25 protein-coding genes are annotated in these 22,811 nt (G+C 64.8%); 8 read left to right on the forward strand and 17 right to left on the reverse strand.

Translation table 11 applies throughout. The features are described from left to right. Positions 1 to 33 precede the first annotated feature (33 nt). Genes C5F46_RS07325 through C5F46_RS07345 form a run of 5 tightly spaced genes read left to right on the forward strand, consistent with a single transcriptional unit; the run spans position 34 to position 5,879 of the window. Positions 34 to 501 carry a formate dehydrogenase subunit gamma gene (locus C5F46_RS07325; protein WP_107324706.1) on the forward strand — a complete coding sequence of 156 codons (468 nt, stop codon included), beginning with the start codon at positions 34 to 36 and terminating at the stop codon, positions 499 to 501. Further along, positions 498 to 2,024, forward strand: a complete 1,527-nt coding sequence (locus tag C5F46_RS07330) for a formate dehydrogenase beta subunit (RefSeq protein ID WP_107324707.1) — start codon at positions 498 to 500, stop codon at positions 2,022 to 2,024. Before C5F46_RS07325 ends, C5F46_RS07330 begins: the two co-directional genes overlap by 4 nt. Next, positions 2,021 to 4,861: a formate dehydrogenase subunit alpha gene (gene fdhF / locus C5F46_RS07335; protein ID WP_107324708.1), complete on the forward strand. Its 2,841-nt coding sequence runs from the start codon at positions 2,021 to 2,023 to the stop codon at positions 4,859 to 4,861. Before C5F46_RS07330 ends, fdhF begins: the two co-directional genes overlap by 4 nt. Positions 4,862 to 4,863: 2 nt before the next feature. Continuing rightward, entirely contained in the window at positions 4,864 to 5,664 is an 801-nt protein-coding gene (gene fdhD, locus C5F46_RS07340; RefSeq protein ID WP_107324709.1) for a formate dehydrogenase accessory sulfurtransferase FdhD, read from the forward strand. Continuing rightward, the gene (locus C5F46_RS07345) at positions 5,661 to 5,879 is read left to right on the forward strand and encodes a formate dehydrogenase subunit delta (protein ID WP_107324710.1); all 219 of its coding nucleotides are present in this window, start codon (positions 5,661 to 5,663) and stop codon (positions 5,877 to 5,879) included. The genes fdhD and C5F46_RS07345 overlap by 4 nt, the downstream gene beginning before the upstream one ends. A gap of 4 nt (positions 5,880 to 5,883) precedes the next feature. Here the strand turns inward: C5F46_RS07345 and C5F46_RS07350 are convergent, their stop codons facing one another. Beyond that, the gene (locus tag C5F46_RS07350) at positions 5,884 to 6,621 is read right to left on the reverse strand and encodes an SDR family NAD(P)-dependent oxidoreductase (protein ID WP_107324711.1); all 738 of its coding nucleotides are present in this window, start codon (positions 6,619 to 6,621) and stop codon (positions 5,884 to 5,886) included. A gap of 149 nt (positions 6,622 to 6,770) precedes the next feature. On the opposite strand from C5F46_RS07350, the gene argB reads away from it, so the two are divergent. From argB to C5F46_RS07365, 3 genes are read left to right on the forward strand one after another with little or no spacing between them, the layout of a single operon-like run. Next, positions 6,771 to 7,649 (forward strand): acetylglutamate kinase, encoded by an 879-nt coding sequence (gene argB, locus C5F46_RS07355; RefSeq protein WP_107324712.1) that lies wholly within the window; start codon positions 6,771 to 6,773, stop codon positions 7,647 to 7,649. Then, complete coding sequence (locus C5F46_RS07360) at positions 7,646 to 8,296, forward strand: ferredoxin (RefSeq protein WP_107324713.1); 651 nt, start codon at positions 7,646 to 7,648, stop codon at positions 8,294 to 8,296. The genes argB and C5F46_RS07360 overlap by 4 nt, the downstream gene beginning before the upstream one ends. Then, on the forward strand, positions 8,293 to 8,817 hold the full coding sequence (locus C5F46_RS07365; RefSeq protein WP_107324714.1) for a SixA phosphatase family protein: 525 nt from the start codon (positions 8,293 to 8,295) through the stop codon (positions 8,815 to 8,817). The genes C5F46_RS07360 and C5F46_RS07365 overlap by 4 nt, the downstream gene beginning before the upstream one ends. A 47-nt stretch (positions 8,818 to 8,864) precedes the next feature. Here C5F46_RS07365 and C5F46_RS07370 read toward each other — a convergent pair whose 3' ends face one another. The 16 genes from C5F46_RS07370 to C5F46_RS07445 all read right to left on the reverse strand — a co-directional run bounded on the left by C5F46_RS07370 (position 8,865) and on the right by C5F46_RS07445 (position 22,809). After that, positions 8,865 to 9,233, reverse strand: coding sequence for a 2Fe-2S iron-sulfur cluster-binding protein (locus C5F46_RS07370; RefSeq protein WP_107324715.1), 369 nt, complete (start codon positions 9,231 to 9,233; stop codon positions 8,865 to 8,867). Between the two features lie 185 nt (positions 9,234 to 9,418). Beyond that, complete coding sequence (locus C5F46_RS07375) at positions 9,419 to 10,210, reverse strand: amino acid ABC transporter ATP-binding protein (RefSeq protein WP_107324716.1); 792 nt, start codon at positions 10,208 to 10,210, stop codon at positions 9,419 to 9,421. A 9-nt stretch (positions 10,211 to 10,219) separates the two neighbouring features. Then, entirely contained in the window at positions 10,220 to 11,527 is a 1,308-nt protein-coding gene (locus tag C5F46_RS07380; RefSeq protein WP_107324717.1) for an amino acid ABC transporter permease, read from the reverse strand. Position 11,528: 1 nt separating this feature from the next. After that, a complete protein-coding gene (locus tag C5F46_RS07385) occupies positions 11,529 to 12,794 on the reverse strand; it encodes an amino acid ABC transporter permease (protein ID WP_107324757.1) in 1,266 nt (421 codons plus the stop codon). Positions 12,795 to 12,934: 140 nt separating this feature from the next. Next, positions 12,935 to 13,951, reverse strand: a complete 1,017-nt coding sequence (locus tag C5F46_RS07390; RefSeq protein WP_107324718.1) for an amino acid ABC transporter substrate-binding protein — start codon at positions 13,949 to 13,951, stop codon at positions 12,935 to 12,937. A gap of 211 nt (positions 13,952 to 14,162) precedes the next feature. Next, positions 14,163 to 14,882 (reverse strand): ATP12 family chaperone protein, encoded by a 720-nt coding sequence (locus tag C5F46_RS07395; protein WP_107324719.1) that lies wholly within the window; start codon positions 14,880 to 14,882, stop codon positions 14,163 to 14,165. Further along, on the reverse strand, positions 14,879 to 15,547 hold the full coding sequence (locus C5F46_RS07400) for an HAD-IA family hydrolase (protein WP_107324720.1): 669 nt from the start codon (positions 15,545 to 15,547) through the stop codon (positions 14,879 to 14,881). Before C5F46_RS07400 ends, C5F46_RS07395 begins: the two co-directional genes overlap by 4 nt. Next, on the reverse strand, positions 15,547 to 16,596 hold the full coding sequence (locus tag C5F46_RS07405; protein ID WP_107324721.1) for an RluA family pseudouridine synthase: 1,050 nt from the start codon (positions 16,594 to 16,596) through the stop codon (positions 15,547 to 15,549). The genes C5F46_RS07400 and C5F46_RS07405 overlap by 1 nt, the downstream gene beginning before the upstream one ends. Continuing rightward, entirely contained in the window at positions 16,593 to 16,970 is a 378-nt protein-coding gene (gene crcB / locus C5F46_RS07410; protein WP_107324758.1) for a fluoride efflux transporter CrcB, read from the reverse strand. The genes C5F46_RS07405 and crcB overlap by 4 nt, the downstream gene beginning before the upstream one ends. A gap of 78 nt (positions 16,971 to 17,048) precedes the next feature. Beyond that, complete coding sequence (locus C5F46_RS07415) at positions 17,049 to 18,359, reverse strand: replication-associated recombination protein A (protein ID WP_107324722.1); 1,311 nt, start codon at positions 18,357 to 18,359, stop codon at positions 17,049 to 17,051. A 52-nt stretch (positions 18,360 to 18,411) separates the two neighbouring features. Further along, on the reverse strand, positions 18,412 to 18,999 hold the full coding sequence (locus tag C5F46_RS07420) for an acyl-homoserine-lactone synthase (RefSeq protein ID WP_107324723.1): 588 nt from the start codon (positions 18,997 to 18,999) through the stop codon (positions 18,412 to 18,414). 55 nt (positions 19,000 to 19,054) lie between these two features. Continuing rightward, on the reverse strand, positions 19,055 to 19,666 hold the full coding sequence (locus tag C5F46_RS07425) for a helix-turn-helix transcriptional regulator (RefSeq protein ID WP_107324724.1): 612 nt from the start codon (positions 19,664 to 19,666) through the stop codon (positions 19,055 to 19,057). Between the two features lie 125 nt (positions 19,667 to 19,791). Beyond that, the gene (locus tag C5F46_RS07430) at positions 19,792 to 20,382 is read right to left on the reverse strand and encodes an acyl-homoserine-lactone synthase (RefSeq protein WP_107324725.1); all 591 of its coding nucleotides are present in this window, start codon (positions 20,380 to 20,382) and stop codon (positions 19,792 to 19,794) included. A gap of 56 nt (positions 20,383 to 20,438) precedes the next feature. After that, positions 20,439 to 21,050: an autoinducer binding domain-containing protein gene (locus tag C5F46_RS07435; RefSeq protein WP_107324726.1), complete on the reverse strand. Its 612-nt coding sequence runs from the start codon at positions 21,048 to 21,050 to the stop codon at positions 20,439 to 20,441. A 168-nt stretch (positions 21,051 to 21,218) separates the two neighbouring features. After that, the gene (rplQ, locus tag C5F46_RS07440) at positions 21,219 to 21,635 is read right to left on the reverse strand and encodes a 50S ribosomal protein L17 (protein ID WP_107324727.1); all 417 of its coding nucleotides are present in this window, start codon (positions 21,633 to 21,635) and stop codon (positions 21,219 to 21,221) included. Positions 21,636 to 21,792: 157 nt separating this feature from the next. Next, positions 21,793 to 22,809, reverse strand: a complete 1,017-nt coding sequence (locus C5F46_RS07445) for a DNA-directed RNA polymerase subunit alpha (RefSeq protein WP_107324728.1) — start codon at positions 22,807 to 22,809, stop codon at positions 21,793 to 21,795. Positions 22,810 to 22,811 lie beyond the last annotated feature (2 nt).

Raw genomic sequence — 22,811 nt, forward strand, 5'->3', positions numbered from 1 at the left:
GGCGTAGCCTTTTCCCAGCTTGGGAGGGCATCCATGACAGATACGGCGCTGGCCACGCAGGTGGAGGTGATCTTGCGCGATCACGCGGGGGGCGAGGGGGCGGCGCTGCCGGTCCTGCATGCGGTTCAGCACGCCTTTGGCCACATCCCCGAGGCGGCGATGGCGCTGATCGCGCCCGCGCTGGGGCTGACGCAGGCCGAATTGCGGGGCCTCGTGACCTTTTACCCCGATTTTCGCGCCACCCCCGCAGGGCGCCATGTGCTGAAGCTGTGCCGGTCAGAAGCCTGCCAGGCCCGCGGCGGGCAGGCGCTGATCGAAGCCGCCAAGGCGCGGCTGGGGGTGGACTGGCATGAAACCACGCCCGACGGCGCGGTGACGCTGGAGCCGTCCTATTGCCTGGGCCTGTGTGCCTGTGGGCCGGGAGCGATGGTGAATGGCGAGTTGCACGCCAAACTTGACCCCGAGCGGCTGGAGAGGCTGCTGGCGGGCCTGTTGCCATGAAGGTCTGGCTGCCCCGCGATGCCGCGGCCCGCGCCCTTGGCGCCGATGCCGTTGCGACAGCCCTGATCTCCGAGGCCGCCCGTCGCGGGGTGCGGCTTGATCTGGTCCGCACAGGCAGCCGTGGCATGATCTGGCTGGAACCGCTGGCAGAGATCTATACCAGCGCCGGGCGCACGGCCTTTGGCCCGCTGACACCCGAGGATGTGCCGGCGTTGTTCGACAGCCCTGAAACCCACCCCAAGGCACTGGGCCTGACCGAGGAGATCCCCTTTTTCAAACGTCAGACCCGGCTGACCTTTGCCCGTGTCGGGCTGATCGACCCGCTTGACCTGGCCGAGTATGAGACACAGGGCGGGCTTGCAGGGCTGCGTCGCGCGCTGGGGCTGAGCCCGCCCGATATCGTGACCGAAGTCACCGATAGCGGCCTGCGCGGGCGCGGCGGGGCGGGCTTTCCGACCGGAGTGAAATGGGCCACCGTCGCGCGCGCGCCAGGGCCGCGAAAATACATCGTCTGCAACGCCGACGAGGGCGACAGCGGCACCTTTGCCGACCGGATGCTGATGGAGGGCGACCCGTTCTGCCTGATCGAGGGGATGACGATTGCGGCCCTCGCCACCGGCGCTGCGCAGGGCTATTGCTTCATCCGGTCGGAATACCCCGACGCCATCACCACCATGACCGCTGCGGTGGCCATCGCCCGCGATGCGGGGGTTCTGGGGCGGTCGGTTCTGGACACCGGCCAAGCGTTTGACATCGAGATTCGCGTGGGCGCCGGGGCCTATGTCTGCGGCGAGGAAACCGCGCTGCTGAATGCGATCGAGGGGCGGCGCGGCACCGTGCGCGCCAAGCCCCCGCTGCCCGCGTTGCAGGGCCTGTTCGGCTGCCCGACGGTGGTGAACAACGTGCTCAGCCTTGCCACCATCCCGATCATCCTGTCACGCGGGGCGGCTTTTTACCGCGATTTCGGCATCGGCCGGTCGCGCGGCACGATGCCGTTGCAAATAGCCGGCAACGTGCGCCACGGCGGGCTGTTCGAAACCGCCTTTGGCATCACGCTGGGCGAGATCGTAACCGAGATCGGCGGCGGAACTGCCAGCGGGCGCCCGGTCAAGGCGGTGCAGGTGGGCGGCCCGCTGGGCGCGTGGTTCCCGCCCGCGCTGTTTGACACGCCGCTGTGCTACGAGGAATTCGGCGCGAAAGAGGGGCTGGTGGGCCATGCCGGCTTTGTCGTGCTGGATGACACCGCCGACATGGCCGCCTATGCCCGCTTTGCGATGGAATTTTGCGCCGTCGAATCCTGCGGCAAATGCACCCCCTGCCGAATCGGCGCCGTCCGCGCGGTAGAAACGCTGGACCGGATAGCCGCAGGCGAGGCTGCCGCGCTGCCACTGCTGCGCGATCTGTGCCAGACGATGCGGCTTGGCTCGCTCTGTGCGCTGGGGGGCTTTGCGCCCTATCCGGTCTTGTCGGCGCTGACCCATTTCCCGGCCGATTTCGGCCTGAACACGGAGGCCGCAGCGTGAGGGATTTCATCCTGCCGACCGACAAGGGCACCCCCGCAGCCACCGGCGCCCCGGTCAGCCTGACCATCGACGGCCTGCCCGTGACTGTGCCCGCAGGCACCTCGGTCTTGCGCGCCGCGGCCGAGGCGGGGATCGCGATCCCCAAACTCTGCGCCACCGACATGTTGGAGGCGGTCGGCGCCTGTCGGCTGTGTCTGGTGGAAATCGAGGGGATGCGGGGCACGCCCGCCTCGTGCACCACGCCCGTCACCCCCGGTATGGTGGTGCGAACCCAGACCGAAACGATCCGCGCGCTGCGCCGCGGGGTGATGGAGCTGACGATCTCGGACCACCCGCTGGAGTGCCTGACCTGCGCCGCCAACGGCGATTGCGAATTGCAGGACATGGCGGGCGCCGTGGGCCTGCGCGATGTCAGGTTCACCCCCGGCGCCAACCATTTTTTGCCTGGCAGCCCGCTGTGGCAAGCCAAGGACGACAGCACCCCCTATTTCACCTATGACCCTGCCAAATGCATTGTCTGCCTGCGCTGCGTGCGCGCCTGCGAAGAGGTGCAGGGCAGCTTTGCGCTGACCACGCTGGGCCGCGGCTTTGACAGCCGGGTCGCAACGGGCGGAGCGGATTTTCTACACTCTGACTGCGTCAGTTGCGGCGCCTGCGTGCAGGCTTGCCCGACCGCCACCCTGATCGAAAAGACCGTGCTAGATCTGGGCACCCCCGACCGCATCATTGCCACAACCTGCGCGTATTGCGGCGTCGGATGCAGCCTTGAGGCGCATCTGCGCGGCCCCGATCTGGTGCGGATGGTGCCCGCCCGAGACGGCCGCGCCAACCGCGGCCATTCCTGCGTGAAGGGCCGCTTTGCCTTTGGCTATGCCACCCACCCCGACCGGATCACGACGCCGATGATCCGCAAAGCGATCACCGACCCTTGGCGCCCCGTCTCATGGGACGAGGCCATCGGCTTTGCCGCGGCGCGGCTGGCCGCGATCCGCGACGAACACGGACCCGATGCGATCGGCGGTCTGACCTCGTCACGCTGCACCAACGAAGAAACCTTTCTGGTGCAAAAGATGATCCGCGCAGTGTTTGGCACCAACAACGTGGATACATGCGCGCGGGTTTGCCATTCGCCCACCGGCTACGGGCTGAAGCAGACCTTTGGCACCTCGGCCGGCACACAGGATTTCGACAGCGTCGAACAGACCGATGTGGCGCTGGTGATCGGTGCCAACCCGACCGACGGGCATCCCGTCTTTGCCTCGCGGCTGCGGCGCAGGCTGCGGGCGGGGGCGCGGCTGATCGTGATCGACCCGCGCCGGATCGACCTGCTCGACAGCCCCCATGTCAGCGGTGCGCTGCATCTGGCGCTGCGGCCGGGCACCAATGTGGCGGTGCTGACGGCACTTGCGCATGTGATCGTGACCGAGGGGCTGGCCGATACCGCGTTTATCGCAGAGCGCTGCGATACCGACAGCTTTGCCGATTACATCGACTTTGCCGCCCGGCCCGGCCATGCCCCCGAGGCGATCGAAGGGCTGACCGGCGTGCCCGCCGGGCTGATCCGGCAGGCGGCGCGGGCCTATGCCACCGGTGGCAATGGGGCGATCTATTACGGGCTGGGGGTCACCGAACATTCGCAAGGCTCCACCACGGTGATGGCAATTGCCAATCTGGCGATGCTGACCGGCAACATCGGCCGCCCCGGCGTGGGCGTGAACCCGCTGCGCGGCCAGAACAATGTGCAGGGATCGTGCGACATGGGCAGCTTTCCGCACGAATTGCCCGGCTATCGCCCGGTGGGCGATGAGGCCGCCCGCGGCCTGTTCGAGGCGATCTGGGGTGTGGCGCTGTCACCCGAGCCGGGGCTGCGCATCCCCAACATGCTGGATGCCGCGCTCGCAGGGCGGTTTCGGGCGCTTTACATCCAGGGCGAGGATATTCTGCGATCGGACCCCGACACCCGCCATGTCGCTGCGGGCCTTGCCGCGATGGATTGTGTGATCGTGCAGGATCTGTTCCTGACCGAAACCGCCAGCTATGCTCATGTGTTCTTGCCCGGCGCCAGCTTTCTGGAGAAGGACGGCACCTTCACCAACGCCGAACGCCGCATCAACCGGGTGCGCCGGGTGATGCCGCCCAAGGCCGGGCTGGCCGACTGGCAGGTGACGCAGCGGCTGGCCAATGCGATGGGGGCGGGCTGGGCCTATGACCACCCCGAACAGATCATGGCCGAAATCGCCGCCACAACACCGGCCTTTGCCGGGGTCAGCTATGCGCTGCTGGACCGGCTTGGTTCGGTCCAGTGGCCCTGCACAGATGCCGCGCCCGAGGGCACGCCGATCATGCACGCGCAGGGCTTTGTGCGCGGCAAGGGGCGGTTCATCCGCACCGATTATATTGCCACCGAAGAACGCACCGGCGCGCGCTTTCCGCTGCTGCTGACCACCGGCCGCGTGCTCAGCCAGTATAACGTTGGCGCCCAGACCCGGCGCACCGCAAACAGCGTCTGGCATGCCGAGGATATGCTGGAGATTCATCCCCATGATGCCGAGGTGCGCGGCGTGACCGAAGGCGCCCTTGTGCGGCTGGCCAGCCGCAGCGGCGAAACCACCCTGCGCGCGCGGCTGACCGAACGGCTGGCGCCGGGGGTGGTGTATACGACCTTCCACCACCCCGAAACACAGGCCAATGTGGTGACCACCGACACCTCTGACTGGGCCACCAACTGCCCGGAATACAAGGTAACAGCGGTTCAGGTGACGCTGTCGAACGGGCCGTCGGACTGGCAGGCCGACTATGCCGCACAGGCCCGCGCGGCGCGGCGCGTGATGCCCTGACGATGCGCGCACTGTGGTCGGCCCATGCCATTTGCGATGCGGGCGGCGCCCCCGGCAGCCGCGCGCTGGCCGAAGAGGTGCCGGTGGCGCTGGTCTATGATGGCGCGACACAGGCGGTGATGATGGCCAGCCCCGCCGATCTGGAGGATTTCGTTCTGGGTTTTGCCCTGACCGAGGGGATAGTGCGCGGCCGCGCCGAAATCACCGCGACCGAGATCGTCGATCAGGGCCGCGGCATCGAGGCGCGCGCCTGGCTGGCCCCCGGCGCGGGCGCGGCGCTGGCACAGCGGCGGCGGGCCGGGGTCGGGCCGCTGGGCTGCGGCCTGTGCGGCATCAACAGCCTGAGCGAGGCACTCCGCCCCCTGCCCCGCATCGCCCGTGCGGCGCGGCTAACCGCCGACAGCCCCGGCCGCGCGATGGCTGCCCTGGCCGCGGCGCAACCGCTGCAAGACGCCACGCGTGCGGCCCATGCGGCGGGGTTCTGGCTCCCCTCAGCCGGGCTGATCGCGCTGCGCGAGGATGTGGGCCGCCACAACGCGCTGGACAAGCTGGCAGGCGCGCTGGCGCGGGCCGGCATCGCGCCGGATACAGGCGCGGTGGTGCTGACCTCGCGCCTGTCGGTCGATCTGGTGCAAAAGGCGGCGGTGATCGGCGCGGGGGTGCTGATCGCGGCTTCGGCGCCCACCGCGCTGGCGGTGGCCGAGGCCGAAGCCGCCGGGATCACAGTGATCGCCCGAACCCGCGGCAACGCCTATGACATCCACACCCACGCCGACCGGATCGGCCCGGAGCAGGCTGCATGACCGATGACAAGCTGATCCGCATGGCCAACCAGATTGCCGCCTTTTTTGTCACCCAGCCGGGCGATGCCGCGGTAGCGGTGGCAGCGCATCTGAACGACAACTGGGCGCCCGCGATGCGTGCCGATCTGCTGGCCCATATCGCGGCGGGCGGGGCGGGGCTGGCGCCCGCTGTGCTGGCCGCCGCCCCCGCGATCAGGCCCGCGGGGCAACGCTGACAGGTCAGACGTGCTGGCCGCCGTTCACCTCGATCTCGGTGCCGGTCACATAGCTGGACTGGTCAGAGCACAGGAACCAGATCACATCGGCCACCTCGCGCGGCTGGCCAAGGCGTCGCTGCGGCAGGGTTTCCACGATCTTTTCGGTGCCGGGCGACAGGATCGAGGTTTCGATCTCGCCCGGAGCAATCGCGTTGACCCGCACCCCGAGAGGGCCGAAATCATGCGCCATTTCGCGCGTCAGCGCGGCCAGCGCCGCCTTTGAGGTGGAATAGGCCGCGCCGGCAAAGGGATGCACCCGCGCCCCCGCGATCGAGGTGACGTTGACCACCGCGCCGTGGGCTGCCGACAATTCCTCTTTCAGGCCCCGCGCCAGAATGATTGAGGCGAAGAAGTTGACGTGGAACACCTGGCCCCAGGTCCGCAGGTCGGTTTCGAGCGTGTTCAACCGCGCGCCTCCCTCCCCCTTGGGCGATATCCCGGCATTGTTGACCAGCGCGTGCAGCTTGCCATTCAGCCGGTCGCGGATTTCGGCGATCGCCTCGATGGTCTGGGTCGGGTTGGCCAGATCGACCTGAATGTGATCCTCGCGCCCGCCGCCCCAGGGGCATTGTTCGGGGAAGGGCTGGCGTGAACAGGTGATGATCCGCCACCCCTCGCGCGCGAAACGCTTCACCGTCGCATGGCCGATCCCCCGGCTGGCGCCGGTCAGCAGCATTACCCTGCGGTCATCTGTCGGCATGAGCCTCTCCTTGTTCCGGCTACAAGACCTAGTCTTTTTATCAGCAAACGCAACCGCGCTGTGGCGCCGCAGCGGGTCTTGGCAGGGGGGCGGTTAGGCGATACCACTTGCCCCACATTCCCCGGGGGCCAGCCATGAGAAAGCAGACCATGAACCGAGACTGGATCGCCACCGCCCGCACCCTGTCTGAGGCGCTGCCCTATCTGCAACGCTACACCGGCGCGGTCGTGGTGGTGAAGTTCGGCGGCAACGCGATGGGCGACGACGAGGCGATGGCCGAATTCGCCCGCGACATCGTGCTGATGCGGCAGGTCGGCATGAACCCGGTGGTGGTGCATGGCGGCGGCCCGATGATCAACGAGATGCTGAAAAAACTGGGCATCGAAAGCCAGTGGGTGCGCGGCAAACGCGTGACCGACAAGGCCACCGTCGAGGTGGTGGAGATGATCCTGTCGGGGCTGGTGAACAAGCGCATCGTGCAGGCAATCATGGATGCGGGCGGCCGTGCCGTGGGCATTTCCGGCAAGGATGACGATCTGATGGTATGTGAGGCCGACGACCCGGAGCTGGGCTTTGTCGGTCGGCCGGTGGAAATGAACGTGCAGGTGCTGCGCGATCTTTACAATGCCGGGATCATTCCGGTGGTGGCCCCGGTGGCCACCGGAATGGCCGAGAACGAAACCTTCAACGTCAACGGCGACACCGCCGCGGGGGCGATCGCCGGGGCTCTCAAGGCCGACCGGCTGCTGCTGCTGACCGATGTCGCCGGCGTCAAGAACGAAGCGGGCGAGGTGATGACCCAACTGACCCCTGACGAGGTGCGCGAGATGACCGCCCGCGGGGTGATCGCGGGGGGCATGATCCCGAAAACCGAAACCGCGCTGAAGGCGCTGGAGGAGGGGGTGCGTGCCGTGGTGATCCTTGATGGCCGGGTGCCCAATGCCTGCCTGCTGGAACTGTTCACCGATCACGGCGCGGGCAGCCTGATCCGCTCGACCGAGCCGCGGGTCAAGCCGCGCAGCCGATGACCGGCCTTGCCGCGCTGACTGCGGCGGCGGCGGCGGACCGGCTGTTCGTCTCGGGCGGGTTTCACCCGGAACCAGGTGACGGCGCGCCCGAGGGCTGCGGCACGCTGCTGCTGCTATCGCCCGACGAGCCGGGCTTTTGGCCCCATGTCACCAGCCAGCCGGAATTTGCCGATGGCGCCGCCAACCCGCTGGACCGCTGGTCAGCCCGCGTGATCAGCGCGCTGGCGCACAGCTTTGGCGGGCAGGCGCTGTTTCCCTTCGGCGGGCCACCATGGCACCCGTTCTACACCTGGGCACTGCGGTCTGGCAGGGCCTGGGCCGCGCCGGTCACGTTGTTGGTGCATGACCGGATGGGGCTTTTCGCCTCATATCGCGGGGCGCTGGCGGTGCCGGGGCGGTGGGTTCTGCCGCAGCCCCCAAGCTGCCCCTGCGACGGCTGCGCCCGGCCCTGCCTGACTGCCTGCCCTGCAAGCGCGCTGGGGGCCGCGGGCTATGACGTTGCGGCCTGCCATGCCCATCTGGACCGGCCCGAGGGGAAAGATTGTCTTTCCGCGGGCTGCGTCACTCGCCGCGCTTGCCCCGCCAGCATCGGCTATGGCAGGCTGGGCCAACAATCAGCCTGGCACATGAGGCAATTCCACAAATGATACCAATGGGACACCGGCGCCTGATCCTGACGCGCCACGCGAAATCGGCCTGGGATGACCCCCTGCTTGCAGATCACGACCGCCCGCTGAACGACCGCGGGCGCCGCGCAGCGCGTGAACTGGGCGACTGGCTGGCCTCGCGCGGCTATGAACCCGAAGAGGTGCTGTGTTCAGATGCCCTGCGCACCCGCGAAACCTGGGACGGTGTCGCGGCCGCGGTGCTGGAGGTGCGGCCAGTGGTGCGGATCGAGCCGCGGCTGTATCAGGCTGGCCCCGATGTGCTGATGGCAGCGCTCAAGGCGGCCACCGCGCCCACGGTGATGATGCTGGCGCATAACCCCGGCATCGCCGAATTTGCGCGGATGCTGCCCGCCCGCGCGCCGGTGACACCCGATTTCACGCGTTATCCCACCTGCGCCACGCTGGTGGTCGATTTCCAGATCGAACGCTGGGCCGATCTGGCCCCCGGCGAAGGCAGCGTGATGGATTTCTTTACGCCTGCAAGCCGCGGTCGCGGCTGAGACCGGAAAAAGGGGGCCACCGGCCCCCTTACCCGCCGCATGGCGGCTCAGGCGCCGCCGGGTTCGCCTGTAAAGCTGATCGTCACATCCTCGTCGCGGGCAATGAACTGGCAGGCCAGCCGATACCGCGGCGGCATATCGCGCACCTCGGCATCTTCGATTTCCTGTGGGGTCAGCCTGCCCAGTTCCTTGAGCTTGCTCTTTTCTTTCTCGGTCAGATAGATCCCCATCTTCGTGCTGGGATCGGCATAGGTGACCTCGATCAGGCACGAGCCACAATTGCCATCGCGGCATTCGAAGGGGATCGGGATCTTGTGCTCTTCCGCCAGAGCCAGAACCGTCCGGGTATCCCCCGCCACCGCATACACGGTTTTCGGACCGTGCAGCAGGGGCGAGGAAAAAGTGATGACTGCCATAGTGCATATCCCTTTGCTGATCGGCGGCCCCACCATCGGGGCAACCGACAATTGCCTGGCCGCGCGACCTGCGCGAACCATCAGGGGATGACGCAATTAGCGTGCCATGTTGTCGGCCGCAAATGACTGGCGCAACCCGCGATCTTGTCGGAAATGCGACACGATATGTCAGGCGGTGATGTGGCTTAGTGGCCCAGAATCTGGCTGAGGAACAGCTTGGTCCGATCCGACTGCGGATTGTTGAAAAAGTCGTGCGGGTTGTTCTGCTCGACGATTTGACCCTGATCCATAAAGATCACCCGGTTCGCCACGGCCTGCGCAAAACCCATCTCATGCGTCACGCACAGCATGGTCATGCCCTCTTCGGCCAGTTCGATCATGGTGTCGAGCACCTCCTTGATCATCTCCGGGTCAAGCGCCGATGTCGGCTCGTCGAACAGCATGATCCGGGGTTTCATGCAAAGTGACCGGGCGATCGCCACCCGTTGCTGCTGGCCGCCCGACAACTGGCCGGGGTATTTCAGCGCCTGTTCCGGGATTTTTACCTTTTCCAGGTAATACATCGCGGTTTCCTCGGCCTCGCGCTTGGGCACCTTGCGCACCCAGATCGGCGCCAGCGTCAGGTTTTCGAGAATCGTCAGATGCGGAAACAGGTTGAAGTGCTGGAACACCATCCCGACCTCTGATCGCACCTTGTCGATGTTCTTGAGGTCGCTGGTCAGTTCGGTGCCATCCACCACGATCTTGCCGGACTGATGTTCCTCCAGCCGGTTGATACAGCGGATCAGCGTCGATTTGCCAGACCCGGAGGGGCCTGCGATGACGATCCGCTCGCCGCGGTTCACGGTCAGGTTGATGTCGCGCAGCACATGGAAGGTGCCATACCACTTGTTCATCGCGCTGATCTGGATCGCAACCTCGTCGAAAACCTGCATCTGGCTACGGTCGATCGCACGGTCGAAATGGGGGTCCGTCATGGCGGCTCCTTAGCGGTGGTCACGCTTCAGCTTGTTTTCGAGATACATCGAGTATCGCGACATGCTGAAGTTGAAGAGAAAGAAGATGCAGCCGACAAAGATGTAAGGCTCCCAGTAGATGCCCTTCCAGTTGAAGTCTGCGCGCACGAAATCAGAGATGCCCTTGAGCGGGTCGAACAAACCCACGAACACCACCAGCGTGGTATCCTTGAACATCCCGATGAAGGTGGAAACGATGCCGGGGATGGAGATTTTCAGCGCCTGCGGCAGGATGATCAGCCGCTGCGCCTTCCAGTAATCCAGCCCCAGACTGTCGGCAGCCTCGTATTGGCCGCGCGGCAAGGCGGCAAGCCCGCCCCGCACCACCTCGGCGATGTAAGCGGCGGCAAACAGCGTCACGAGGATTTCAACGCGCAGGATGATATCGAAATTGGTGCCCGGCGGCAGAAAGTAGTTCAGCAGCAACGAAGCCACGAACAACAGCGTGATCAGCGGCACGCCACGGATGAACTCGATAAATCCCACAGACAACGCCTTGATCAGAAACATGTCCGACCGACGCCCCAGCGCCAGCAAAATGCCCAGCGGCAGCGACATGGCGATACCGCCCACCCCGATCGTGACGGCAAGCAGGAAGCCGCCGAACTTGTCCGAGGCGACCTTTTCGATTGCCAGCCGGATCGCCTGTTCCAGCGCGCGGTCCATCGGCCCGGCGGCAAAGACCCACCATAGCGCCGGCACCGCCAGCGCAACCGATACCGCCAGCAGCGAGCCATAGCGCGAGGCGATGCGGAACGCGGCCCAGCCTAGAACGAAGCCGACCAAAATCATCACCTCGATCCATGGGCTGCCCCCCCACAGCAACCAGGTGGCAAGAAACGGGTAGACCACCGTGAACACCAGCAGCACCCGCGGCACCGCCGAAAACAGCACCGGCGCGAGCGCGACAAACAGCAGCAGAAAAACGCTGATCGGGCGCCAGTAGAGCTCGGGCGGGTAGAAACCAAAGATATACTGGTGCCAGCGTTCCTTGATGACGGCCCAGCAGGCGCCGGTGGCATCCGCCCCCCAGCGTTCTGCAATGATCGCGCGGCATTCCGACAGAGAGCCCGCATTCCAGACCGAATGCGACAGCCAAGGGTAGCTGTGCGCGACCAGCCACCAGACGACATAGGCGCCTGCCAAGGTCAGAACTGCGTTCAGCGGGCTGGAAAAGAGATTCTCGCGCAACCATTTCAACACCCCGGCCTGCGTGGCGGGCGGGGCTTGCGGGGGCAGCATATCGCGGCGAACGAAGGCGGCTGAGGATTCGGTCATCTCACCGCTCCTTCAGTTTGACAGAGTTGTTGTAGATGTTCATCAGCCCCGAAATGATCAGGCTGATCGCCAGATAGATCAGCATCATCAGCAAGATCGCCTCCAACTCGCGGCCCGTCTGGTTCAGGGTGATGCCGCCCAGCGTGCCGCGCAGGTCCATGTAGCCGACCGCAATCGCCAGCGACGAGTTCTTGGTCAGGTTCAGGAATTGCGAGATCAGTGGCGGCACGATCACCCGCAGCGCCTGCGGCAGGATCACAAGGCTCATGGTGCGACCGGGGCGCAGGCCCAGCGCATAGGCGGCCTCGGTCTGGCCACGCGACACGGCCAGAATGCCCGCGCGCACGATTTCGGCAATGAAGGCCCCGGTGTAAAGCGTCAGCGCCAGCCACAGCACCACGAGCGAGTTCGACACATTGGTCCCGCCGGTAAAGTTGAAGCCCTTGAGCGTGGGCAGGTTCAGGTGAAACCCGGTAGCCACCAGCACAACCACCGCCGGAACGGTCAGCAGAAGCACCGACTTCCACCATGTCGTCGGGCGCACCCCGGTCGCGTTCTGAACCGCCACAGCACGGCGGCGCACCACGCTGTTGGCCCATACCCCCGCCGCAACCGCAGCAACAAAGCCCAGGAAGGTGCCCGACAAGGTGATCCAGCCCAGATCAAGGCTACCCAGCGGACGGTCAAAACGGATCGAGGGAATGGCGGTGTAGCGGTTCGTGGGCGCGATCGAGTCGAACAGCAGCGCCGACATTGCCGCCTCGCCCGTAGCTGGGTCGATCCGATAAGCGTTCGGGGCGGGCATCACCTCGGTAAAGATCGCATAGACGATCAGGATCCACAGCAGCAGCGGCACGTTGCGGAACACCTCGACATAGACCGTCATCAACCGGCCCACGAGCCAGTTTTTCGACAGCCGCAACACCCCGACGAAAACGCCGATGATGGTGGCCGCAATGCAGCCCAGCGCCGACACCAGCAGCGTGTTCAGCAACCCGACCAGCATGGCGCGGGCATGGGTGCTGTCGTTGCTGTAGGGTATGAGCATCTGGCCGATGTCATAGCCCGCGCGGTTCCACAGAAACCCGAAGTTGAAATCCTTGCCCATCGCGGACAGGTTCCGCACGGTATTGTCAACCAACCATGCGGTGCTGGCGACAAACAGCATGAAAACGACAACCTGAATGGTCAAAGACCTGTATCGGGTGTCGTAAATAAGCTGGCTCAGCCGGAACCCCGGTTCCGGCGCGTCAGAGACGGTGACCATATGCATTCCCCTGATCCCGGTGCGATTGCGGCTTGGCCGCCTGTTTCGGGGTCTTTTGCCCCTCGCCGCCGGGTGACATTCCCTGTCGTGCTACGCAAAGGGCGCGCGGGTCTCCCCACGCGCCCCTGCCGGTTTTCAGATCAACGGAACGGCGGCGCGTAAAGCAGGCCGCCCTGCGTCCATTGCGCGTTCAGGCCGCGCGCCAGACCGATCGGGGTTTGCTCGCCAATGGTGGCCGCGAAGATTTCGCCATAGTTGCCGCCGGCTTTGATCGCGCGCTTGGCCCAATCCTTGTCAAGCCCGACCATGGCGCCCAGATCGCCCTCAGTTCCCAGAAGGCGGTTGATCTCGGGGTTTTCGGTGCCTTTCGACAATTCGTCGATATTGGCCGAGGTCACACCGTATTCTTCGGCGGCGACCAGCGCGTTCAGGGTCCACATCACGATGTCGCCCCACTGGTTGTCACCATGGCGCACGGCCGGCCCCAGCGGCTCTTTCGAGACGACCTCGGGCAGGATGATGTGGTTTTCCGGGTCGGCAAAGGCTGCGCGGGTCGCGGCAAGGCCCGAAATGTCGGTGGTGTAGGCGTCGCAGGCGCCTGCAAGATACTGCTGTTCGCCTTCCGCGTTAGTGTCGATCGCGATCGGCTGATAGCTCATGTTGTTGGCCTTGAAGAAGTCGGCCAGGTTCAGTTCGGTCGTAGTGCCGGTCTGGATGCAGACAGTCGCACCTTCCAGTTCCTTGGCCGAGGACACGCCCAGATCCTTGCGGACCATGAAGCCCTGACCGTCGTAATAGTTGACCCCGACGAAGTCGAGCTTGAGGTCGGTATCGCGCGAATAGGTCCAGGTGGAGTTCCGGGCCAGCACGTCAACTTCGCCCGAGGCCAGCGCGGTGAAGCGGGTCTGGCCGGTGGTGGGCACATATTTCACCTTGGAGGCGTCGCCCAGAACAGCAGCCGCGACGGCCTTGCAGATGGCGACGTCAAAGCCAGTCCAGTTGCCATTGGCATCGGGGGCGGCAAAGCCCACGAGGCCCGTGTTCACGCCGCAGTTCAACTCGCCGCGCGCCTTCACATCATCCAGCGTGCCAGCAGACACAAGACCCGCCGCCAGACCGGCCATGGTCAGCGTGCCAAGAAATACGGATTTCTTCATACTTACCTCTTCCTGAGTTGCCGCCCTGAAAGACGGTTCTGTCGGCCGCGACGGGCCAGGACGGTTGTGTGAGGTTGATCCCCAGTGGGGGGAGTTTGGGCCAATTCGAAATACCCCGTCAAGGGCACAATCAGGCCCCTCTCGCGAGGGTTGCAACCGGTTTCAGCAATTGCCGTAACTTTAGGCATATCCAAGCGCATCTGCCGCAGCGTCACCCGGCAAATTTTGCAAGTTGCCAAAACCGCTCTGCATGCAACAACGCCTCGCGCCGCATTTCTGCGAAAGCTATCGCTTCGTCATCGTCGCCCCACTGGGAAATCTGCCAGTCTTCATCGATTCGCGAAAGATCCCAGGCCCGCGCCGCGGTTTCGCGGCCCAACGCAACCGCAAGCCCCAGAATCAACGAGCCGGTAATGCCCACCAGATCGTGCAGCGCAGCGATTTCGAACGCCGACATCTGCGCGACGCGGGCGTGCAACCGCGCCAGCGCGGCGGGGTCTTGCGGCACCGGCACGATGCCTGCGGTTGAGCACAGCGGCGCGCCAAGCGCCTCGACGGCCCAATCCAGCAGCGGATCCCAGGCCGCGGCTTGACGCGCGGCCAGCGCCGCGGGCGCCTCAGCGCGGTAACACAGCAGGTCACTGCCACCATATTCGGCGATCAGCGCCACCACCTCGGCGCGCTGGGTCGCCACCTTGTCGATCGCGGCATTGGCCGAGCGCGTGAGCGGCATGGTTTCGGGCTTTATAACACCCTCTTGTGCGGCCCACTCCTCTGCAATCGCCTGAGCCATGGCCTGCGTGGGCACCACCAAAGGGGCCTTGGCCGGGGTTTTCACCGGCCGATTGTCCAGGTGAATGGCAAAGCCGCCCTCGACCGGCACCACCTGAACCTCGCTCCAGAACCGTTTTGCCGTCCAGCCGCCGCTCATGCGCCCCCCATCAGATCATCCAGCGCCGCCTCCAGCGCGGTGAAATCGGTTACCAGCCGGTCAGCCCCCGCCGCCAGCAAGGCCGCAACCGGGTGATAGCCCCAACTGACCGCAATCGTGCGCAGCCCGGCGTTGCGGCCCATTTCCATGTCATAGGTGGTATCGCCGATCATCACCGCATCGGTGGCCGCCACCCCGGTTTCGGCCAGCGCCGCCAGCAACATCGCGGGATGCGGTTTCGAGGGGTGGTCATCGGCAACCTGCGTGGTGACGAAATGGCCCGCCAGCCCGTAATGGCCCAGCAGATGCGTCAGCCCGCGGCGCGATTTGCCGGTGGCCACGCCCATCAGCCAATCGGGCCGCGCGCCAAGCCGCGCCAGCATCTCGGCCGCACCGGGGTAAAGCGGCGCGGGCTGGGCGGCGCGCTGGGTGAAATAGGAATGCTTGTAACACTCGACGATCTGACTGCGCTCCTCGGGCGGCAGGTCGGGCGCGAGGCGCGCCACGGCCAAAGGCAGCGACAGGCCCACAATTTCCAGAACCTGCGCCAGTGACGGCGCGGGCAGCCCCGCCGTCGCAAAGGCCAGGCTCATCGCGCCGTGGATATGCGCCTGGCTGTCCGACAAGGTGCCGTCAACGTCGAAAACCGCCAGCTTCAGCCGCATCACGGCTCCTCGAACGGGTCGGCGGGCACGTCGTTTTCCAACCAGCCCAGCGTCTTCCAGGTGCGCGCCATATGCTCGGGCAACGGCGCGGTAATCGTCACGCGCTTTTTGGTGATCGGATGGTCAAAGCTGATCGAGCGGGCGTGCAGATGCAGCTTGCGCGAAATCTCTCCGCCCAGTTGCGCGCCCCAGCCATCGCCCAGGTTTTCCTGCCCCGAACCTCCATATTTGCCGTCGCCCACGATCGGGTGGCCAATTTCGGCCATGTGGGCGCGCAATTGATGCGTGCGCCCGGTGATCGGCACCAGCGCCACCCAGGCAGCGCGACTGCCCAGCGCATCCAGAACCGCGTAATCGGTCGTGGCGCGTTTGGCACCCTCGGTTTCATCAATTTTTGCGGGGTGGATGCAGAACATCTTTTCCCCCTCGCCGCCACCGCCCCGACCCGGAGCCTTGACCAGGCCAAAGCGGATCGTGCCCATTCGCGGGCTGGGCACGCCGGCGCAGGCGGCCCAATAGATCTTGCGCGTGGTCTTGTTGCGGAACGCCTCAGACAAGGCCCGCGCCACCCGGTCAGTGCGCGCCAGAAGCAGCACGCCCGAGGTATCCTTGTCCAGCCGGTGCACCAGCTTGGGGCGTTCCTTGAAGCCGAACATCAGCGCGGCGGTCAGCCCGTCCACATGCCGGTTGCCCTGCCCCGAGCCGCCCTGACTGGGCAGGCCGGGTGGTTTGTTCAGGGCGATGATATGTTCATCGCGCCACAACACACAGCCCTGAATCATCTGTTCATCGGCGGCTGAAATCGCAGATTTCACCGCGCGCGGCGCGGCATCGGGGGCGGTGTCGGACAAGGGCGGCACCCGCACCTGCTGCCCCGGCGCCACGCGGGTTGCGGCCTTGACGCGCCCGCCATCGACCCTGATCTGCCCGGTGCGGCACATCTTTTCCACCGCGCCCTGATTGATCTGGGGGAATCGACGTTTCAGCCAGCGGTCCAGCCGCTGTTCGCCCTCATCCACCGAAACCGTCAGAATTTTCACGCCACTCATGCCATCATCCCCCGCGCCACCGCCATGCCCGCCACGATCCCCGCCAGCGACAGGCCGACCGACCCCAGCACATAGGCGGCGGCCAGCCCCGTCTGCCCGCGTTCCCAGATCGTCAACGCATCCAGCGAAAACGCCGAAAACGTGGTGAACCCGCCCAGAACCCCGGTCATCAGAAAGGGCGCGTAGCGCGTGCCGCCCTTGTGTGCCAGCACCACCACCAGAACCCCCATCAGAAACGAACCTGCCACGTTCACGATCACCGTGCCCCAGGGAAAGCCCGCGCCAAAGACGCGGCCCGCAGCCACGTTGACGACATAGCGCAGCGATGCGCCCAGCGCGCCGCCTGCGGCAACAAAGATCAGGTTCCGGATCATCGCGCCTACCTGTGCCCGCGGGGCGGTGTTGTCAATCGTGCCCGCGCGCCGGGCGGCCAAGATTTCGGCGAAAGCCCCTTATCCACCGCGTTTTTCGCGCAAGCGCGCAAACCAGTCGAGCCGCTTTTTCAGCTCCCGTTCGTGCCCACGTTCGACAGGCTGATACAGGACCGGGCGTTTTACCCCCTCGGGAAAGTAGTTCTGCCCTGAAAACCCGTCTTCCGCGTCATGGTCATAGGCATAGCCCGCGCCATAGCCCTGCTCTTTCATCAGGGCGGTGGGCGCGTTCAGAATGTGCCGTGGCGGCGGCTCTGATCCGGTGCGGCGGGCGAGATCGCGGGCGGCCTTGTAAGCCACATAGCCCGCGTTCGATTTGGGTGCGAGCGCCAGATAGACCACCGCCTGCGCCAGCGCCAATTCCCCCTCGGGGCTGCCAAGCCGTTCATAGCTTTCCCAGGCGTGCAGGCAAAACCCCTGCGCCGCAGGGTCGGCCAGCCCGATATCCTCGACCGCCATCCGCACGAAGCGCCGTGCCAGATAGCGCGGGTCTTCGCCGCCCTCCAGCATCCGCGCAAACCAATACAGCGCCGCGTCCGGGTCGGACCCGCGAACCGATTTGTGCAGCGCCGAGATCAGGTTGTAATGCTCGTCCCCCGATTTGTCGTATTTGGCCGCCCGCCGCATCAGCCGGGCCGCCAGCGCCTCGACATCAAGGTTTTCGGTCAGCTTCCAGGCCATCACCTGCTCGATCAGATTGAGCAGTGCGCGCCCGTCGCCATCGGCCATTTCCAGCAACGCCTCGCGCGCATGCGCCCGCAAGGGCAGCGCCCGGTGCAGCGCTTGTTCGGCCCGCTGCGCCAGCAGTTCCAGATCGGCCAGGTTCAACCGCTCCAGCACGATCACCTGGGCGCGTGACAACAGCGCGGCGTTCAATTCAAAACTGGGGTTTTCCGTGGTGGCCCCCACCAGAAGGATCGTGCCATCCTCCATATGCGGCAGGAAACTGTCTTGCTGCGCCTTGTTGAAACGGTGAATCTCATCGACGAACAACAGCGTTCCGCGGCCCTGCTGGCGCCGCAGGCGGGCCGCATCGAACACCTTGCGCAGTTCGGACACGCCCGAAAAGATCGCCGAAATCTGCACAAAGGCGCGGTCGGATTCGGCCGCCAGCAGCCGCGCGATCGTGGTTTTACCCACGCCCGGCGGCCCCCACAGGATCAGCGACGACAAAGACCCCGCCGCCAGCATCGCCCCCAGCGGCCCCTCAGGACCGAGCACATGCGCCTGCCCGATCACCTCGGACAGGCGCTGCGGCCGAATACGATCGGCCAGCGGGCGCGGGGCCTCGGGATGGGCAGGGCTGGAAGGGGTGTCGAACAGATCCGGCATGCCCCTTCCTACCCCCGCCAGCCCTGCGGGAAAAGCCCGGCGATGGCGCCGGTCAGTGCATCTTGGTGGCCATGTTGATGTTCACACAAACACTGCGCGACCCCTCAATGTCCAGCACCGGGCCAGCGGGCACACAGTCCAGACCGACCCGTCGCGCCAGCCGCGGCGAATGCTCGGGGATCAGGCCCAGCACCATGCTGGCCCCGAAACTGCGCGCCGAAACCACCATTTCATGAATCAGTTGCATCTGCACCCGCAGGCGCAGGTTTGCGGGCACATGATCGGCCACGAACACGCGCGAGCTTTCCCAGATATGCGGGGCTACCGGCGCCTCTTGATACAGCAGGTTCGACGGGATCGAGGCCAGAAGGCCCCTTTGCGCATCGCGGATCATGTAGGAATAGATGCCGCAGCGGTGCGTGGTCGGCGTCAGCCGCACACCTGCCAGCACGTCCCCCCCGTCATGCACCGCGACCCAGCGGCTGGCGGGGGTGTCATACTGGTCGAACTCCATCCCGTCGGCCTCGGGCAGATCCCATTTGTTCTGCACGATGAAGGTGCGATGGCGCGCGCGAAACATGTTGGCGAACAACTCGCCATGGTTGTGCAGGTTGGTAAAAGAAAGGGTGGTGACTTCCATTGTAGTGCCTCCTTCTGGGGTTGTGAAACCGATCAGGCGAGGCGCCACACAGCTCTTAGAGCATGCCGTATTCTCTGGCCTTTCGCACCGCTTCAGAGGTGGTGCGCGCTTCCAGGCGAATACGGGCAGATTTCAGGCGAGCCTTGAAAGCACTTTCTGTAATACCGAGTTTTGCGGCCGCGGCGGTGTGGCGATCCCCGTTTGCAATGAATTGCAAAGCCTCGACTTGCGCAGGCGTCAGCTCTGACGGCGGCCTTGCCGCGATGTGCAGCCGGCCGGTGATTTCGGTCAATACCGCCAGCTCTTGCTTGCTGAATTCCCGGTCCCCCCGCGCGACGCCCACAATCGACCGTGACGTGATCGGCCCATAGGATGACACCGCGCCATAGGTCAGCCCGAAGCGCGCCGCCTGCTGCATGACACCAAAGGGGTCCGGCATCGGGATCTCGCTCCAGCGGATCGCACCGCTCAGGCCGATCCCCCAGAACACGACGGGGTCGCGCAGATAATAGGCGTTATCGCTGTAATGCTTGCGCCATGGCTCGGGGTAGGTGCTGTGATACACCAGCGGCGTCGCAAAACGGATATGCAGACCGGCAGAATAGCCGACAGGGGCGATGCCTTCCAGTTCGCCCAGAATCGCAGAGAGTTCTCTGGTCAGAGTCATAATCTTTTTAGACTTCCTGCTTCAGGCTTCGTCAACCTAGAATTGCATGGCCAAGTGGCGCCACCGGGTTACCCCCGGTGGTGCTGCTCGGTTATAGCGCATCGACCGCGTTGCGGCTGCTGCGCTTAGTGAAGCGTGCCCGAGAAATCCATCGACACGACCTGATTGTCGACATTCTCGATGTTCATAACCGGCCCCATCGCGGTCATATGCACGCCGACGCGGCCCGCCCAACGCGGCCAGTTTGCGTTCAGCAACGTCAGGCACGAGGTCGCGCCCAGTTTGCGCGCGGCATTGCCGAGTTCCGTCACCAGCTTGGCATGAACCGCCCGGCGCTGCGCCATCGGCACGTCATGCGACACGAACAGGCGCGAGCTTTCCCAGATGTTTTCCGCCACCGGCGCCTCTTCATACAGCAGATGCGAGGGGATGGTTTCCAACAGCCCGCGCTGCGCGTCGCGGATCATATAGCTGTAGATGCCGCAGCGCGTGGTGGTGGGCGTCAGCCGATTACCGGCCAGAACCCGGCCCAACTCGTCATGGACAACAACCCAGCGGCTGGCGGGGGTGTCATACTGATCGTATTCCATACCCATCGCTTCGGGCAGGTTCCACTTGTTGTGGACGATGAACAGATCGCGCCGAGCGCGCAGCATGTTGGCGAAAAGCTCCCCATGGTTGTGGATGTTTTCAAAGGAGAGAGTCGTGGTCTGCATGTTAGCCTCCTGCAGGGTTGGGTGGTTAAACTCGAAACCTTGCGGAGGGCGGCTAGTCAGATCAGACGGGAATCCTTGGCGCGCTGGATCGCCTCGGCGGTGGTGCGGGCCATCAGGCGCTCACGGGCAGAAATGAGACGCGCCTTCAGGGCACTTTCCGAGATACCAAGTTTGGCAGCGGCCGCAGCGTGACGGTCACCCCCCGCAATGCATTTCAGCGCCTCGATCTGGGCTTTGGTCAGTTCCTGCGGCGGCTCGGTCATTTCGTGAAGCCGCAGGACAATGGTCTGAAGTGTCTCGATTTCCTGATCGGTAAACTCCCGATCTGCGCGCGCGAAACTGGCGATGCTGCGCGACCGGATCGGTCCACAAGAGATCGTGACCCCGTATTTCAGCCCGAACCGAGCCGCTTCCTTGAACAGGCCGAACGGGTCCGGCAGGTTGCGGTCGCCCCAGCGAATCCAGCCGATGGTGCTGAAACCCCAGGCGGTCATCGGATCGCGCAGCACAAATCCGTTATCAGTATAATGATCAAGCCACGCCTGATTGTAGGTCTGAAACGACATCAACGGCGAGGTAAAGCGAATGTGCAAACCGACGAAATACCCCAACGGGGCCAGTCGGGCCAGTTTGCGCAATTCAAGATCGATTTCGGCATGTGTGGTCATAGCTTTTTAGACAAGTTGTCCTGATTTTCGTCAACCGTGAATTGAATGGCGGCGACACTTTACCGTTGCGTCACCCATTTGGCCGCGCTCCGAGCACCCCACTGGCACGCCCCGGCAGAAATAAAAAAACCCCGCCGAAGGCGGGGTTTTCAGGGTCGTGCCGGCCGATCAATCTTCGGCGTTCTCAGCCTCGACGCGCGCCTTGTCGGCAGCGCCCTTGGCGGCCGGGTCACGCTCGACGAATTCGATGATCGCCATCGGCGCCATGTCGCCATAGCGGAAACCGGCCTTCAGAACGCGAACGTAGCCGCCCTGACGGTCCTTGTAGCGCGGGCCGAGCACTTCGAACAGTTTGGCCACATAGGCATCCTGCTTGAGCTGCGAGGCCGCCTGACGACGAGCGTGCAGGTCACCGCGCTTGCCCAGCGTGATCAGCTTTTCGATGATCGGACGCAGTTCCTTGGCTTTCGGCAGGGTCGTCTTGATCTGTTCATGTTCGATCAACGAGCCGGCCATGTTGGCGAACAGCGCCTTGCGGTGTTCGTGGGTGCGGTTCAGACGGCGGTAGCCGCGAGCGTGACGCATGTTGTTTCTCCTATCGCGTTTTGCTTTGTCCGGCGGCCGTGGTCCTCGGCGCGCTCACCTTGGGGCTTTCGCCCATCTGTTCCCCGGAAATCCGGGCATTTCCGGAGGCCTTGGCCCCCGGCAACCTCTGGGTGCGCCCTCAGGCGGACCCAGGCGGTCAAAACTGGTCTTCGAAACGCTTGGCCAGATCTTCGATGTTTTCCGGCGGCCAGTCTTCGAGTTCCATCCCCAGATGCAGACCCATGCCCGAGAGCACTTCCTTGATCTCGTTCAGCGACTTGCGGCCAAAGTTCGGGGTGCGCAGCATCTCGGCTTCGGTCTTCTGGATCAGGTCGCCAATATAAACGATGTTGTCGTTCTTCAGGCAGTTGGCCGAACGCACCGACAGTTCCAGCTCGTCCACCTTCTTGAGCAGGAGCGGGTTGAATTCCAGCCCCTCTTCGGCGTCGTGCTTGAGCGCGCTTTCCGGCTCGTCGAAATTGACGAAGATCGACAGTTGATCCTGCAGGATGCGCGCGGCGTAGGCCACCGCATCTTCGGGGGTCAGGCTGCCGTCGGTCTCGATCTTCATGGTCAACTTGTCATAGTCCAGCACCTGGCCCTCGCGGGTGGGCTGCACTTCGTAGCTGACCTTCTTGACCGGCGAATAGATCGCGTCGATCGGCATCAGGCCGATGGGTGCATCTTCGGGGCGGTTTTTGTCGGCCGCCACATAGCCCTTACCGGTGTTGACCGTCAGTTCCATGAACAGTTCCGCGCCCTCGTCAAGGTGGCAGATGACGTGATCCTTGTTCAGAACCTCGATCCCGTTCGATTCGGAAATGTCGCCCGCGGTCACGATGCCCGGCCCCTTGGCCGAAATAGACAGCCGCTTGGGCCCTTCGACTTCCATCTTCAGCGCGACGCCCTTGAGGTTCAGCACGATGTCGGTGACATCTTCACGCACCCCGGCAACCGAGGAAAATTCATGCAGCACGTTGTCGATCTGCACCGAGGTGATCGCGGCGCCTTGCAGCGACGACATCAGCACGCGGCGCAGCGCGTTGCCCAGCGTGAGGCCAAAGCCACGCTCCAGCGGTTCGGCAACCACGGTGGCCTGCCGGGCCGGGTCACTGCCCGGTTTGACTTCAAGCTGCGACGGCTTGATCAATGCGGCCCAATTCTTGTGGATCATGC

The organism is Phaeovulum veldkampii DSM 11550, assembly GCF_003034995.1.
Lineage (GTDB): Bacteria > Pseudomonadota > Alphaproteobacteria > Rhodobacterales > Rhodobacteraceae > Phaeovulum > Phaeovulum veldkampii.

Coding starts and splice junctions, on each gene's coding strand:
- C5F46_RS07375 (WP_107324716.1), bottom strand. CDS start 10,210: ATGACGGACCCCCATTTCGACCGTGCGATCGACCGTAGCCAGATGCAG.
- C5F46_RS07360 (WP_107324713.1), top strand. CDS start 7,646: ATGACCGGCCTTGCCGCGCTGACTGCGGCGGCGGCGGCGGACCGGCTG.
- rplQ (WP_107324727.1), bottom strand. CDS start 21,635: ATGCGTCACGCTCGCGGCTACCGCCGTCTGAACCGCACCCACGAACAC.
- C5F46_RS07400 (WP_107324720.1), bottom strand. CDS start 15,547: ATGCGGCTGAAGCTGGCGGTTTTCGACGTTGACGGCACCTTGTCGGAC.
- C5F46_RS07405 (WP_107324721.1), bottom strand. CDS start 16,596: ATGAGTGGCGTGAAAATTCTGACGGTTTCGGTGGATGAGGGCGAACAG.
- fdhD (WP_107324709.1), top strand. CDS start 4,864: ATGCGCGCACTGTGGTCGGCCCATGCCATTTGCGATGCGGGCGGCGCC.
- C5F46_RS07425 (WP_107324724.1), bottom strand. CDS start 19,666: ATGACTCTGACCAGAGAACTCTCTGCGATTCTGGGCGAACTGGAAGGC.
- C5F46_RS07430 (WP_107324725.1), bottom strand. CDS start 20,382: ATGCAGACCACGACTCTCTCCTTTGAAAACATCCACAACCATGGGGAG.
- C5F46_RS07390 (WP_107324718.1), bottom strand. CDS start 13,951: ATGAAGAAATCCGTATTTCTTGGCACGCTGACCATGGCCGGTCTGGCG.
- C5F46_RS07325 (WP_107324706.1), top strand. CDS start 34: ATGACAGATACGGCGCTGGCCACGCAGGTGGAGGTGATCTTGCGCGAT.
- C5F46_RS07365 (WP_107324714.1), top strand. CDS start 8,293: ATGATACCAATGGGACACCGGCGCCTGATCCTGACGCGCCACGCGAAA.
- C5F46_RS07350 (WP_107324711.1), bottom strand. CDS start 6,621: ATGCCGACAGATGACCGCAGGGTAATGCTGCTGACCGGCGCCAGCCGG.
- C5F46_RS07380 (WP_107324717.1), bottom strand. CDS start 11,527: ATGACCGAATCCTCAGCCGCCTTCGTTCGCCGCGATATGCTGCCCCCG.
- C5F46_RS07395 (WP_107324719.1), bottom strand. CDS start 14,882: ATGAGCGGCGGCTGGACGGCAAAACGGTTCTGGAGCGAGGTTCAGGTG.
- crcB (WP_107324758.1), bottom strand. CDS start 16,970: ATGATCCGGAACCTGATCTTTGTTGCCGCAGGCGGCGCGCTGGGCGCA.
- C5F46_RS07420 (WP_107324723.1), bottom strand. CDS start 18,999: ATGGAAGTCACCACCCTTTCTTTTACCAACCTGCACAACCATGGCGAG.
- C5F46_RS07330 (WP_107324707.1), top strand. CDS start 498: ATGAAGGTCTGGCTGCCCCGCGATGCCGCGGCCCGCGCCCTTGGCGCC.
- argB (WP_107324712.1), top strand. CDS start 6,771: ATGAACCGAGACTGGATCGCCACCGCCCGCACCCTGTCTGAGGCGCTG.
- C5F46_RS07370 (WP_107324715.1), bottom strand. CDS start 9,233: ATGGCAGTCATCACTTTTTCCTCGCCCCTGCTGCACGGTCCGAAAACC.
- C5F46_RS07435 (WP_107324726.1), bottom strand. CDS start 21,050: ATGACCACACATGCCGAAATCGATCTTGAATTGCGCAAACTGGCCCGA.
- C5F46_RS07445 (WP_107324728.1), bottom strand. CDS start 22,809: ATGATCCACAAGAATTGGGCCGCATTGATCAAGCCGTCGCAGCTTGAA.
- C5F46_RS07385 (WP_107324757.1), bottom strand. CDS start 12,794: ATGGTCACCGTCTCTGACGCGCCGGAACCGGGGTTCCGGCTGAGCCAG.
- C5F46_RS07415 (WP_107324722.1), bottom strand. CDS start 18,359: ATGCCGGATCTGTTCGACACCCCTTCCAGCCCTGCCCATCCCGAGGCC.
- C5F46_RS07345 (WP_107324710.1), top strand. CDS start 5,661: ATGACCGATGACAAGCTGATCCGCATGGCCAACCAGATTGCCGCCTTT.